The sequence below is a fragment of the Aquimarina sp. KJ22-3 genome (assembly GCF_055808215.1).
Map to the genome: position 1 here is coordinate 1,210,324 of NZ_CM147859.1, position 14,612 is coordinate 1,224,935.

Sequence of the window (14,612 nt, forward strand, 5' to 3'; positions counted from 1 at the left end):
TTATCATGCAGGAAATGTCGTATTTAAAACAACAGATGGAGGTCTAAGTTGGACCACAATCAGTCCTGATTTGACAAAAAACGAAAAAGAGAAACATGGTCCTGGTGGAGGACCTTATACTAATGAAGCTGCTGGTGGAGAAAACTACAATACCCTTACTGCATTGGTAGAGTCTCAGCATCAGGTAGGTGTGATCTATGCCGGTAGTGATGATGGTTTATTGCACATCACCAAAAATGGAGGTGAGAGTTGGGAAAATATAACACCTACAGGTATTTCTGATGGTATTATAAATAGCATAGACATTTCTGAACATGATCCTGCGGTAGCTTATGTAGTAGTGATGCGCTACAAATCATTAGACCTCAATTCTTATATTTTTAAAACAAGTGATTATGGAAAAACCTGGGTAAAAATCGTAAATGGGTTGGACGACCCTAATGGATTTGCCAGAGTGGTCAGAGCAGACAAAAAACGAAAAGGACTGTTATATGCAGGTACAGAGACTGGCTTGTATGTTTCCAACGATGATGGAGCACATTGGCAACGCCTTACATTAAATTTACCAGTAGTTGCTATTAATGATCTCATCATTCAGGATAATGATCTGGTGGCTGCGACATCTGGACGTGGTTTTTGGATATTAGACGACTTGGGTGTTCTTCAGAATATGACTACAGCACAAAAAGCCGTTCAAGTATTTCAACCAAAAGCTAGTTATCGCATTTTTGGAGGCGTTTCCAAAGCTGTAGGCCAAGGTCAAAATCCTAAAAGTGGAGTTACATTCGATTACTACTTGGGTAAAGATGCGGATTCATTAGATCTTAAGTTGGATATTTTACAAGGAACAGAGGTCATCAGATCCTATACCAATAAAAAGCCAAAAGATTTTAAAACTTGGCCAGGCGGCCCTTCTAAACCTCAAATCTTACCTTCAAAACAAGGATACCATAGATTTACCTGGGATTTTGATCGAGAGGCTATTCCTGCTATCAAAAAACTTTTTGTTTTTGGAGGCCATTCGGGCTCTAGTGTAGCTCCGGGAAGGTATACCTTGAGATTGTCTTTGGAAGACGAAACTGTAGAAACGGAGGCAACAATTCTTGCCAACCCCGCAATTCAATCCACTCCTGAAGCTTTTACAGAGCAACAAAATATCTTGGTGAATATAGAAAACACCTTGAGGGATATGCATGAATCTGTTATTCAAATGCGCTCTGCGAAATCGCAATTAACTCATTACGCCAAACTTTTAAAAGAGGACGACAAAGCAAAGGAGCTCATTGAAAAAGGAGAAGAACTGAAAAAACGGATCAATAGTTGGGAAGAGCACCTGGTACAGGAGAAACAAAAAACATTTCAGGATGTCATTAATTTTAATAACAAACTCAATTCACAACTCATACAACTCTTAAACTATATAGACCAGGCAGATCCAAAAGTAACCACAGGAGCCAAAGAACGGTTTGACGACCTTATGAAAGACTGGCAGGTATATAAAACCGAAAGAGATGCTATCATCAATACTGAGATGAAAGCTTATAACAATTTGTATAAATCATTAAATATTCCGGCCTTAATAATCGAAAAGAATTAGATCGGTAATGAATAAGATATAGAGGAATTAAAGCCATAAATTGACGCAACCGATACTAGATTTTTTGATCTTTTAATAAACCTAGCGTTATGAAAAGTTATGCTCCTGCCAAAGTTTTTGCTCTCATAGTAACTTTAGTATTCATTATTGGAAGTTGTTCAAAAGATGATGATGACATTTCTTATGATCTGTCTGGAGATTGGAAAGTAGCTTACTATATAGAGAACGGGAGAAAAATTACTAAAGCGGATAAAAATACCTGGCCAGACTCTAATAATGGAGATATCACTGCAAGTTTTTCTAAACCCGATATTGAAGGCAAAGGAACTATTTCTGGAATAACGGTTACTAATAGTTATCAAGGCGAATATGCTATTGAAGGTATAGGTAACCTAACGATAGGATCGGTATTCTCGACATTTATCAATGAGCCCGAATGGACTCAATTATATAATATTAGTGCTGTTCAAAGTTTTGAAATTCGAAATTCAGAACTTTTGATGTATTACAACAATGGTGAGATTATCATTGTTTTTGAACGCAATTGAAAAGTCAACTTTCAGTTACCCAATATGTTTTTGGTAACTGAAACCTGTTAAAACTCGTATTTTCTAGAGATTCTTATGTTCAGGTTCTGTAGTTTTTACCCGCTCTCATAAGGTGCAGAAGTTATCAGTTCTTTTTGTTAATTACTGTACCGGCAATACCTTGGTTTCTAACCTTTTTACTAACTTAGTAGGGAGTACAACCTATCATACGCAAACCATTGTACCACATATAAACCAACGATATGGGAAGAATACATTTGTTTGAATTCGAAGACCAGAAATGGTTCCCAAGTTTCCTAAGAAATTATGGAACGGATTTTTTACAATTTTTGTCCAACAAAACAAAAATGTATCAACCTGTTATCCCAATCATTAAAAAAGGGCTGCAAAAAAGTAAAACGAATCAAATCATCGATCTAGGTTCGGGAGGTGGCGGTGGACTTATTTGGTTAAATACAGAACTGAAAAAGGAAATTCCGGATTTGAAAATAGTGCTCACCGACTTGTATCCAAATGTTTCGGCATTCAGGTTTACAAAAAAGCAGGCAGATAATTTTGAGTTTATAGAAACTCCAGTAGATGCACGAAGTGTACCTTCAGAATTAGACGGATTGAGAACGCAGTTTTTATCACTACACCATTTTCAACCAAAGGAAGCAAAACAAATACTTCAAAATGCTATCGACACCAATAGTTCCATTGCAATTTTTGAGGCTCAGGAGCGAAGTATACCTAGCATTATAGCCATGATTTTTTCACCAATTAGCGTCTTATTAACTACACCTTTTATAAGACCATTTAAACTGGGACGAATTATTTTTACTTACCTCGTTCCAATTGTTCCATTATTTGTGCTTTGGGATGGAATTGTTTCTTCGTTGCGAACATATTCTATTAAGGAAATGAATGCACTTGTAGATGATTTAAAAGGAACAGGAAATTACGATTGGGAAATACATAAAATAAAATCGGGTCCAGGTGTTATTCTATATTTATTGGGGACGAAAAAAGAATGAAACTACCAGTTGCCGCATGGAGTAAAAGTTTACTAGGGATCTTTTACTTAACCCTCTAACAGTTAAAAATGACATAAAACTTAGCAAAGCGGGGTCATATGACCTCGGTTTATGGTTGTATATTATTATTTTTATAACCCAACAACATTACAAACTTTTGCACAAACCTTAATCTAAAAGGCTACCAGAATGCGGATCATCACTCTATATCTTACCCTATTTTTTGTAACACAGGTGGTTACCTCCCAAAATGAATTTCAAAAAGTCTTTAGCTCAAGCACAGGACCGGGAATAGAAAACATTCGGATTAGTTTTTCGGATACTGCAGGAAATGCTACCCATTTACCCATATCTATTATAAAAGGTAAAAATGAGGGCCCTACGTTTACTATTGTGGCAGGAGTACACGGTTTTGAATATCCTCCTATTGTTGCTTCACAAGCCTTGATGAAAGAAATTAATCCAGAACAATTGAAAGGAACTCTAATCATTATTCCGATAGCAAGTATGGGCGCATTTTTTGCACGCACGCCCTTTATCAGCCCAGAGGATCAAAAAAACCTAAACAATACATTTCCTGGAAAAGCTGATGGAAGTGTAACCTATCAAAAAGCACACTTTATTACAAAGAATATTATTCCGGTTAGCGATGTTTTTCTGGATATTCACGGGGGAGATGCTCCCGAAGATTTGATTCCGTTTGTGTGTTATTACAACAATACCAAAAAGCCGGAACAAACGGCTTTGGCCAAAAAGCTATCGGTAGATAGTGGGTTTGAATATGTAGTATCTTATCCGTATACCATTTCAGACACTGACCCTGCCAAGTATACTTTTAAGCAAGCGGTGCAAGATGGAAAAACAGCATTGAGTATCGAGTGCGGTAAATTGGGTAATGTACAAGAAGATAACGTGAATCTAATTAAAAAAGGCGTATATAATATGTTGGCAACCATGAATATGTATACTAGCAATGCCACCGGAGCCCATCCTGATATTGTGTATTGCAATAGCCAAAGCTATATCAAGTCCAACGTGCAAGGAATTTTTTATACCCAATTCCAAGCGGGAGATAAGGTCAAAAAGGGAGAAGTAGTAGGATATACTACAGACGAGTTTGGAACTGTTTTGGAAGAGTACGAATCACCCAAAGATGGGGTGATTTTGTATAACCTGGCTACACCACCGATCAACATTAATGATACAGTGATGTGTATCAGTTCACAAGAAAAAGAATAGTGTATCTAGTTACCTTTAGTACACTACAACAACCGTTAGCAAATATTTCTTCAGTAATGAATAAACTTTTATTAATTTTCGTAATTATCGCAACACTTTTTAGTTGTAAAAAGAATACTATTTCGTATTTCGATGAAAAACTTCCTTCAGCAAGCCCTAAATTATTTGCACCATCAATTGTTAATACTGACAGTATTGAACTTAATGTGGTTTTTAATTATGAGCATACAGAAATGTTCTTTTCAAGAATTGTGAACAACAGTTTTGTTATTCACCATTCTGAACTGATCAATGGAAAATGGTCAGAAATTAAACCCATTAAGATGTATAACGACAATGTTATCGTTTCAGTCTCTTGTGACCCTACAATTACTAAAGACGGAAAAACAATGTATTTTCTTGGTGTTGACCCTAAGCTTTACAACAATGATGTTACCCGAGAAGAACTTTATACGATACCACCTGACATTTATATGAGTAAAAAAGTGAATGGTAAATGGCAATTAGCTTCTAAAGTAGATTTTTCGGTTTCCACAGAATATTTAGAAACCTATCCTGTTGTTACAGCAGATGGTAGTTTATATTTTCGCTCGAATAGACCAAGTAGTAAAGGAGGAATGCAGACATATCGTGCACAATATTTAGGAAATGAAAAATTTGAAACACCTGTTATCGTAACTACTAAGACAGAGAAAAAAGAACTGATAACGTATGTTTCACCAGATGAACGGTATGCCATTACTAATGGACAAGGTAAATTTCAAATAACGTTTAATAATAACGGAGAATGGACAAAACCGAAAGAAATACCATTAAAATACGAAAGAAATTGGCGTTATTATTGCCCGTATATGTCTTCTGATGGAAAATATTTTATCTATTCCAGAAAATATAATAACCCTGAAAAAAAGGATGGGCAGGTGTTGAAAAAGGAGAAGTGTATTGGGTAAATGCCGATGTACTTTTCAATACAAAGAGGAATTAGGTATTTGCCGGCAAAGTGTAAATATGTTTTAAGTAGGTTTTACGCTAAATATTGTTAAAAAAAGGTAACATTACGAATTACTACAACACATATATTACACATTAAACCATATAAAATTCAACCTTGATAAATAGAAAAATCAATTTTAGCACTATTTGGCAAAGAGTTAAACTCAGGCCAGTATTAGCTCTTTTTGCATTTCATGGAATTGCATTTTCATTATTAGTCTTTTTTCCTATCGGATTTTTAATGAATTCATTAGGGAATAGTTTCCCATTTGTTGAAAACGTGGAAAAAATCCAATCTGATGGAATAAAAGCAAATGCCGTTTTGACTAACATCAAAGGAATCAATAACGTAACTATTAATGGAAATCATCCTCAAGTTTTGACCTACGAGTTTGATTTTAATGGACAAAAAACGGAATCTAAGTTTAGTGTATTAGATCCCGATAGGACTGATTTTCTAAAAACCGGAGACATTATTCCAATTAAGCATTTGAACGGAGAATCAATTCCGACAGAATATGAACAATATTCGTTTACTATGGATTTTATGTTTTATATAGCGGGAATTGTTCTGTTAATCGGACTAATTCTTTGTTATCTTCTATACCTTAGAGTAAATAAGGAAATATTATTGTATAAGACAGGCAGAATCATGGAGGGAAAAATAGTTTCAATAAATCAAAATAGGATCTCTACCTCCTCAAAATTTGGAATGTCAATGGATGTACATTACGAATACGTAGCGAACGGAACCATGAGTATCGGAAATTCAAGGACAAATAATTTTGCATTGACGAATGATAAATCCATAGGAGATACCATTTGGATTTTAGTTTCTGGAGACGGAGAAACTTCTTGTCTTTATCCCGAACTTATTGCAAAAAAGAATGGATGGAAAGAAAGTAACCTTAAGTAATGGTTTGTGATTTATCAATACAAAGAATAATATATATCTTACTTTTTTGGATGCTTGAACCAAGGCGCATCATTAAAAAATGAATCCATAGTTGAAAATACTACTGAAAATAATAACACAAATTCTTCTGTTTGCTCTTCTGACCTTAGTTACCCAAATAGGAGGAATCGTTTATGTATTGAGTCTTATAGTGACCAAAAAATGGCAATGGAATTCAAGATTTAAACTTATTGTAGTTTTTATAGGACTTTACATAATTTCAACTTTATTCATTGTTCCTTTTGTTGCTCCCATTTTTGGACGAGAAAAAGTAAAACATACCGACAGGATACAACCAACAAATTATCTAACGACCTTGTTGAATAGAAATTATGTGAGACCAGAACTCAATCATTTATTAATGCAAGTTGAAAAAGAATTGAAAGGATCCCACATTGAAATTCATTATTTGGATGCGAATTTTCCTTTCATAAATAAATTTCCGCTACTCCCTCATTTGAGCCATAATGATGGAAAGAAAATTGATCTTAGCCTAATTTATGAAACCAAAAGTGGAGCAATCACAAACCAACAAAAATCAATAAGCGGATACGGAGTTTTTGAAGACCCAAAACCCAATGAATACAACCAAATAGATAAATGCATTAACAGTGGTTATTTTCGATACGACTTCCCCAAATATGTCACCTTTGGCACCATAAATAGAGACTTGGTACTTTCAGAAAAAGGAACCAAAAAACTTATAAGTAGTATTTTAAAAAATAGAAACCTAGGAAAGCTTTTTATCGAACCACATTTAAAGAAAAGAATGAATGTAACACATCATAAAATTCGTTATCACGGTTGTAGAGCAGTTCGACATGATGATCATATTCACTTGCAGTTAAAATAAAAGGACGTACAACAATTTGTATATTGCCAGTGCTCCTTTCTATAGAGAAATATGTGGTACAGAGATATTAGGTAAAACAAAAAATAGATGAATAGAATTCTTACTCTTATTGCAATCCTTCTTATATCTAGTTGTGGACAGCAAGTCGAAAAAAAATCTGAAGATAGAAGCATTACTGATGCAGATTCAATGGATATAAAGAAAACTATATCCAAAAATCAAATACCTGAAAATGCATCATCAAAGGATTCACATAAGAGTAAAAGATTGTATTTCTCTAATGGTCCGAGTTTTGAACAAATACAGCTAACTGGATCAACGGTTCTTATTGTAGAGCTGGACTCCATGGAAATAGAACAAGTTAAATTAATGGATGGAGAAGGTCGTTTTTATACCGCATCCGACGATTTAATGTGGTATAACTCAATGCTAATTCAGAAAATGGACTCATTAAAAATTCCTGTTAGGTATTCTGATAAGGATACCATTAAAATATACTCTGCAAACTTTGAAAAGACCTTGGTGAAAGACTCTACATTTTCTCTCTACACCTATTTTTATTTTGACGGTAATGAGATCCAAAAAAAGGATCTGTTCGAACTACTGGGTGAATAAAACTTTGTGTATCATGTTGTCTGGACATAGCTAAAGGCTATCTACGCCTAAAACACTCACGCAATACTACGTGATTTTTCAAATTCAAGAACGGTTAAACTTAGAACTGTTTCTCAAAAATACCCCCTATTGGGTATTTAACAGCGAACATGAAATGTTGACTTTTACCATAATTCAAAACAATAATAATTATGGAAAATGTAACAGTCAATTCTGAAGAATTAGAAAAAAGTCAAATTGAACAAACTATTGATGAAATTAAAAATTACAAACGTGAGGAAGAAGCTCCTGAAAGTATAATTTGTAATTGCATGCGTTTTACAGGAAGAAGTGGACGTACTTATTCGTATAGAGGAATCGGATCAGGTTGTGTTAGGGCTGTTTTCTCAAGAGGTGGGGTAGTAACTTCAATTTCAGGAAACATAAGAATAATTAACGGGAGAAATTATAATTTCACTCATTTGCCTGGTGAGCAATTAGGATTTCAGTGTTGTTAGATCTTTACAAATTCAGAAAATTTAAATATTGTGAACATGGAAAAAGCTTTTAAACTGAATTTTAAGTCAGGTAAGTCCATAGAAGTGCATATGAAGAATGCAAACTGTGAATTATCTGTTGATGACAAGACGTTCTCATTAAGTTTGTCGGGATCTGAACTACAAATATTCAAAAAAAGGGATTTTGATGAGGAAATAATTTCTAGCGAAGAAATCGAATTTCAAACACCATCGAGTGATGTAGCACCATTGCGGAGATGTATCAACTGTCAGGGAAGAACGTATTGCATTACCGGTGGATGTGCTAATACCCCTTGCGGTTGGATTTGTGATTACTAGTATTCATTGCTTCAATAAGTCAATCAATACCTTGCACGAATTATATGGTAGGCAATAAGATGTAAAAACAATAGCGGTTTGCGTGTTAACGCGGACCGCTTTTTAATATAATTGAAGTATATTGCTTTTCGGAAAGTAGTCGAGATAAATTCGCTATTGTTCTTAGGGAACCTTAAAGACAATTTGATTGACAACAACATGAATACATATGTCAGCAAACATGAAGAAAGACAATTGGCAATTAGAGAGCACTTATACCAAATTACCAGAGATTTTTTATAGTCTGCATCAGCCTGTACCCGTAACCAAGCCAGAACTAGTATGTTTTAATAAAGTGTTGGCTAATGAATTAGGGCTGGAGTTCTTAAATCATGAGAAAGATACCATGGTGGGTTATTTTTCTGGGAACCTGATACCCGATGGAGCTCAACCTTTGGCGCAAGCCTACGCTGGTCATCAGTTTGGGCACTTTAATATGTTGGGAGATGGTAGGGCTATTGTTTTGGGCGAACAAATTGACACAACGGGCAAAAGGTTCGACATACAGCTAAAAGGATCTGGGCAAACACCTTATTCAAGACGGGGTGATGGTAGAGCAACCTTGTATTCTATGTTACGAGAATACCTGATTAGTGAATCTATGTTTCATTTGGGTATATCCACCACACGTAGTCTGGCTGTTGTTATGACAGGAGAAAAGGTTTTTCGTGGACAAATGCACAACGGTGCTGTGCTTACTCGCACAGCAGAAAGCCATATACGGGTGGGCACTTTTGAATATGCCCGTCATTTTGGTAGTACAGAAGACTTGCGTACGCTAGCAATGTATACCTTAGAAAGACATTACCCAGATAAAAAAGATTTAGACAATCCAGTGCTTGAGTTGTTAAAGGCCGTAATGCACAAACAAATAGATTTGATTGTAGATTGGATGCGAGTAGGGTTTATTCATGGGGTGATGAATACTGATAACATGAGCATTGCCGGCGAAACCATTGATTATGGTCCTTGTGCTTTTATGAATTCTTATAACCCGAATACGGTATTTAGCTCGATTGACACCCAAGGGCGATATGCTTTCGGTAACCAGGCTCATATCTCACAATGGAACTTAACTGCATTTGCCAATGCATTGTTACCTATAATTTCAGAAGATCAGAAAAAGGCTGTACAGCTTGCTCAGGAAGTTATTGATGGATTTCAATATAAGTTTACGGAAAGATGGTATAAAATGATGTTTGATAAGTTGGGTATTTCACATCCTCAAGAAAAGGATAAAGAACTGGTGGATCATCTACTCACCCTAATGGAAACCCATAAAGCAGATTATACGCAAGTATTTTTGACACTACCACAAGATACACCAATAGAAGGCTCTCTTTTTAAATCTGAGAAATTTAAGGATTGGAGGCAAAAGTGGGTAGCTACCTACTTGCGCGACGGTCGTGAAGGACCTAGCCTGGAACTCATGAATCGATCGAACCCCAAAGTGATCCCACGTAACCATTGGGTAGAACATGTATTGAACGCTGCAGCTAGAGGTGAGATGGATCCCTTTAATGAATTGTTAGAAGTACTCTCCAAACCCTATGGGGATCATCCCGATGAACTCCAGTTTCAGCAAATACCCGAAGATTTTGATGCGCGTTATCAAACGTTTTGTGGCACCTAAAATATAATTAGAGAAAACGGTAAAAGTAGAAGCCAAACTCTTTGGGTACTTATGTTTAAGTAATAGGAAAAAGAAAAATTTAAACCACATATTGACTGCATTGTGTTAAAATAATATTTGGTATTTTTAGAGAGGTTATAATAGACGCACTTAATGAAATACTTTAAACTTCTCATTTCCTTTGCACTCACCATTGGAATTTTTTACGTTTTAAATACCAAACTCGGCGCCATTCCTCCCTTAGGTAAATTTTTAAATCCAAGTTCGGGCATTTGGCAAAATGAAACCGATGAATCCTTAACGGGAGAGATTAATATTCCTGGCCTAACAGATAAGGTAACGGTACATTATGATGAATTAATAATTCCGCATGTTTTTGCTCAAAATGAACAGGACTTGTATAAAGCCCAGGGCTACCTCACCGCAAAGCACCGTTTGTGGCAATTGGAGTTCCAAACCCATGCTGCTGCTGGACGCTTATCCGAGATTTTTGGAGAAAGAGCTTTAAATTATGACAGGACAGAACGAAGACGAGGTATGGGCTTTGGTGCAGATCAGGTAATGAAGTATATGGAGGACTATGATCCCAAAACCTTAAGTTTTGTGCAGAGTTATGCAGATGGGGTAAATGCATATATCGACCAACTTGATCCTAAAGATTATCCTGTAGAATACAAACTTTTGGATTATCAACCAGAAGCCTGGACAGCAAAAAAACAGCTTTGTTGTTGATGTATATGACCAAAATGCTGGCGGGTAATGACGATGATCTCGAATATACTAATATGCTACGCATTGTTGGAGAGGAGAATTTTAATTTGCTCTTTCCTGACTTTTTTGATGTTACTGATCCGGTAATTCCCAAGGAGACTGATTGGAGTTTTATCGATGTGCCTCAGACAGACTTGCCAGCTAGCCAAGCAGTTTTGGATACCATTGCCGAAACTATAGAAAAGCCACATCCCGATAATGGAAGTAATAACTGGGCGGTTTCTGGAGCGAAGTCTGAAACTGGTAACCCGATACTGGCCAACGATCCACACTTAGGACTTAAATTACCTGCTATCTGGTTTGTGATGCAATTAAGCACACCAGATCACAATGCGTTTGGGGCTACGATTCCTGGTGCATTGGGAGTGATTTCTGGCTTTAACCAATATATTGCTTGGGGAGAAACCAATGCTACAAGAGATGTTATCGATTGGTATAAAATAGAATTCAACGAGGATCGTACAAAATATAAATATGACGGTCAGTGGAAAGATGTTTCGGTTAGGGTAGAAGATATTAAGGTCAAAGGTCAAGAAAGTTATAAGGATTCAGTGCTTTATACCCATCATGGTCCTGTAGTGTATGATAAAAACTTTAAATCAGATAATGAGCGCTCGGGTTATGCGATGAGGTGGATAGGTCATGATGGCGGGAATAACCAGAAAACATTTTTAGAACTCAATAAAGCAAAGAATTATGAAGGCTACGTCAGTGCTTTACAATATTGGAATGCACCCGCTCAAAACTTCGTATTTGCATCAACCGAAGGAGATATTGCGTTATGGATACAAGGAAAATTTCCGAATAAATGGGAAGGGCAGGGGAAATTTTTGATGGATGGTAGTAATCCAGAAAATGATTGGCAATCCTATATTCCACAAAAATTCAATGCACATACCAAAAACCCGGAACGAGGTTTTGTAAGTTCTGCTAATCAGCATCCTGTAGATGAAAACTATCCCTATTTTGTTTTTAATGATGGTTATGAAACGTATAGAAATCGAGTGATCAACACCTTTTTTAATACAAAGGATAAATTTAGTGTACAGGATTTTAAAGATTTACACAATAATAACCTTAATCTTAAGGCTAAGGAACTCCTTCCATATATGTTCATACATATGGATATCACTTCCTTGTCAGAAGATGAAATAGAGATCTACGAAGAAATTAGAGGTTGGAACTTTAATAATGATATAGATGAGGTTGGGCCAAGTATATGGAGACAGTGGTATGGCAAATTGTACAAAATGCTTTGGGACGAATTTGATGTAGAAGATGTGGCGTTGACTTCGCCGTATACCTACCAGACCATTTATCTGTTAAAAAACCATGGTAATCACGAGTTTATGGATATTGTGGCCACTAAGAATACAACTGAAACAGCAAAAGATTTATTTCTGTTGGCTTTTAAAGAAGCGGCGAAACGTTTACAAGAAATAAAGGAGGAAGAAGGAGATTATACCTGGTCAAATTACAAGGGGACCTACGCAGGTCATTTGTTACAAGCTCTACCGGCCTTTTCAAGATTTGATATTCCTATTGGTGGAGACCGTAATATTGTCAATGCCACTTCTGAAGATCACGGACCTTCGTGGAGAATGATCGTAGAGATGACCTCGCCGCCAACAGCTTTGGGGATATATCCTGGAGGTCAGTCTGGTAATCCGGGGAGTAAATACTATGACAATTTTATCGACGATTGGGCCGCTGGGAAGTACCACAGTCTGAATTTTTTACAGTCTAATGAAGCCACTAGTGCGATCATTGGGACACAAACTTTAATACCAGCTAGCAATGACTAAGAATATCATCAATTTTATAGCCACCATTATATTGGGAGTAGTATTATCATTATTTCTACCGTGGTGGTCGGTAATGACAGCGGCTTTAGCTACATCTTTATTTATACCGCTAAAAAAAGCAGCAGTTTTTTTTGTTCCCTTTTTGGCGATATTACTTTTTTGGGCTGTGTATTGTTTTATGTTAAGTAGTACTAATGATTTTACGCTGGCCAAAAAAATATCGCAATTGTTACAAATAGGAGGTAATCCTTATCTCCTTATTTTGATTACAGGAGTGATAGGAGGATTAGCAGCTGGTATCGCCGCCGTTTTCGGAAAACAAGTCATTACAATTAGTAGAGGTAGATAAGGTTTTTCGGGAGTTGATGGAGGTTATTTCTTTGGGCAATGGACTGATTTTCTATGATAAGGATATAAAAGTTACCTAAAGAACTGAAAAAACATTTGAATTTATGAAAGTACTTTTATACTTTTGTAAAAGTACTTTCATAAATTCAAGAATATGGTAGATATATTAAATGAGTTAGGGTATCTCGCAGGAGCTTCAAGGTTTCGTAGGATCAGTGAAAAACTACAACAAGATGGAGATAAGATTTATTTGGATGCTAATATTAAGTTTAAAGCAAGTTGGTTTTCGGTTTACTATGTACTAGCAAAATCTAAAGATCCTCAAACGATACTTGAAATTTCCAACCAAATTGCCTTTTCTCATATTACGGTCAAGAATATCTTACGTGAATTAGAAAAAGAAGAACTAGTTAGTATCATACCTAATCCTAACGACAAACGTTCCAAATTAGTAACACTTACCAAAAAAGGTAAAGCACTACAAAACAAACTGGAACCACTATGGTTTTCGTTTTCTAATACATTGAAAGAATTATTTTGTCTGGGGCATCCGGATCTAATTAATATTCTAAATAGACTTGATTGGGAAATTAATAGGCAACCCATTAATAAACGTATTGATCAACCCAGAGATGAATTTGTAAAAATCATTGATTATAAGCCTAGTTTGAAAAAATACTTCTATGAATTGGCGGGACCTTGGTTGTTAGGTGTTTTGAACGGAGAACTGGAAGAAGAAGATAAATTTACTTTACATAATCCGGATAAAGCCTATTTAGAAAATGGAGGATTTCTGTTTTATGCAAAATTCAAAAGTGAAATAGTGGGTTGCGTTGCTCTGAAACGATTGAATGAAGATACTTTTGAATTCGCCAAGTTATTTATCAATCCTAACTTTAGAAAACTGGGAATCGCGACAAAGCTCATTGAGCGTTGTATAACTCGTTGTCTAGAAAATGATGCTAAAGAATTGTGGCTACAAACTACTATGAGTATGCCTCAAGCCCATAAACTATATTATAAACTTGGGTTTGATGATCGTTCGGCACCACCTCAAATGGAAGTATTAGAAAGAACAGAAAAAATTATGTGCCTTTCATTATGATTCATATCATTGGTTATATTGCTTTAGGAATCAATTTGGTTTCGATGACAATGAAAAATATCTTTCTATTGCGATTATTGTCGTTAATTGCCAATTTGATTTATCTTGTCTATGGAGTGTTACTCAATGCACCGCCATTTATCATAGGATGCGGAATTGCGATTATGATTCATGGATTTCATATATTCAAACTTAGAAAAATCAAAAAAGCTTTAGCTAACAATGCATGTCCATAATTCCAGCTCAATTGCCTTACTTC

General features: G+C 35.8%; 13 protein-coding genes and 1 pseudogene. All 14 read left to right on the top strand.

Annotated elements, in window-relative coordinates:
- The first annotated feature begins 1,686 nt into the window (after nt 1-1,686).
- The 14 genes and pseudogenes from AC0L3Q_RS05205 to AC0L3Q_RS05270 all read left to right on the top strand — a co-directional run bounded on the left by AC0L3Q_RS05205 (nt 1,687) and on the right by AC0L3Q_RS05270 (nt 14,589).
- Complete coding sequence (locus AC0L3Q_RS05205; RefSeq protein ID WP_473285609.1) at nt 1,687-2,145, top strand: META domain-containing protein; 459 nt, start codon at nt 1,687-1,689, stop codon at nt 2,143-2,145.
- A gap of 242 nt (nt 2,146-2,387) precedes the next feature.
- Entirely contained in the window at nt 2,388-3,161 is a 774-nt protein-coding gene (locus AC0L3Q_RS05210) for a hypothetical protein (protein ID WP_473285610.1), read from the top strand.
- A 189-nt stretch (nt 3,162-3,350) separates the two neighbouring features.
- Complete coding sequence (locus AC0L3Q_RS05215; protein ID WP_473285611.1) at nt 3,351-4,400, top strand: M14 family metallopeptidase; 1,050 nt, start codon at nt 3,351-3,353, stop codon at nt 4,398-4,400.
- Nucleotides 4,401-4,456: 56 nt separating this feature from the next.
- The gene (locus AC0L3Q_RS05220) at nt 4,457-5,350 is read left to right on the top strand and encodes a TolB-like translocation protein (protein ID WP_473285612.1); all 894 of its coding nucleotides are present in this window, start codon (nt 4,457-4,459) and stop codon (nt 5,348-5,350) included.
- Between the two features lie 158 nt (nt 5,351-5,508).
- Nucleotides 5,509-6,309: a hypothetical protein gene (locus AC0L3Q_RS05225; protein WP_473285613.1), complete on the top strand. Its 801-nt coding sequence runs from the start codon at nt 5,509-5,511 to the stop codon at nt 6,307-6,309.
- Between the two features lie 91 nt (nt 6,310-6,400).
- A complete protein-coding gene (locus AC0L3Q_RS05230) occupies nt 6,401-7,201 on the top strand; it encodes a hypothetical protein (protein ID WP_473285614.1) in 801 nt (266 codons plus the stop codon).
- Between the two features lie 87 nt (nt 7,202-7,288).
- Nucleotides 7,289-7,816 carry a hypothetical protein gene (locus AC0L3Q_RS05235; protein ID WP_473285615.1) on the top strand — a complete coding sequence of 176 codons (528 nt, stop codon included), beginning with the start codon at nt 7,289-7,291 and terminating at the stop codon, nt 7,814-7,816.
- Between the two features lie 191 nt (nt 7,817-8,007).
- Nucleotides 8,008-8,313: a hypothetical protein gene (locus tag AC0L3Q_RS05240; RefSeq protein ID WP_473285616.1), complete on the top strand. Its 306-nt coding sequence runs from the start codon at nt 8,008-8,010 to the stop codon at nt 8,311-8,313.
- 36 nt (nt 8,314-8,349) lie between these two features.
- Nucleotides 8,350-8,652, top strand: a complete 303-nt coding sequence (locus AC0L3Q_RS05245; protein ID WP_473285617.1) for a hypothetical protein — start codon at nt 8,350-8,352, stop codon at nt 8,650-8,652.
- Nucleotides 8,653-8,860: 208 nt separating this feature from the next.
- Entirely contained in the window at nt 8,861-10,324 is a 1,464-nt protein-coding gene (locus tag AC0L3Q_RS05250) for a protein adenylyltransferase SelO (RefSeq protein ID WP_473285618.1), read from the top strand.
- A gap of 153 nt (nt 10,325-10,477) precedes the next feature.
- Nucleotides 10,478-12,900, top strand: a pseudogene (locus tag AC0L3Q_RS05255) (penicillin acylase family protein).
- Complete coding sequence (locus tag AC0L3Q_RS05260; protein ID WP_473285619.1) at nt 12,893-13,249, top strand: hypothetical protein; 357 nt, start codon at nt 12,893-12,895, stop codon at nt 13,247-13,249. Before AC0L3Q_RS05255 ends, AC0L3Q_RS05260 begins: the two are co-directional and overlap by 8 nt.
- Nucleotides 13,250-13,402: 153 nt before the next feature.
- The gene (locus AC0L3Q_RS05265) at nt 13,403-14,353 is read left to right on the top strand and encodes a bifunctional helix-turn-helix transcriptional regulator/GNAT family N-acetyltransferase (RefSeq protein ID WP_473285620.1); all 951 of its coding nucleotides are present in this window, start codon (nt 13,403-13,405) and stop codon (nt 14,351-14,353) included.
- On the top strand, nt 14,350-14,589 hold the full coding sequence (locus AC0L3Q_RS05270; RefSeq protein ID WP_473285621.1) for a hypothetical protein: 240 nt from the start codon (nt 14,350-14,352) through the stop codon (nt 14,587-14,589). Before AC0L3Q_RS05265 ends, AC0L3Q_RS05270 begins: the two co-directional genes overlap by 4 nt.
- The last annotated feature ends 23 nt before the right edge of the window (nt 14,590-14,612 follow it).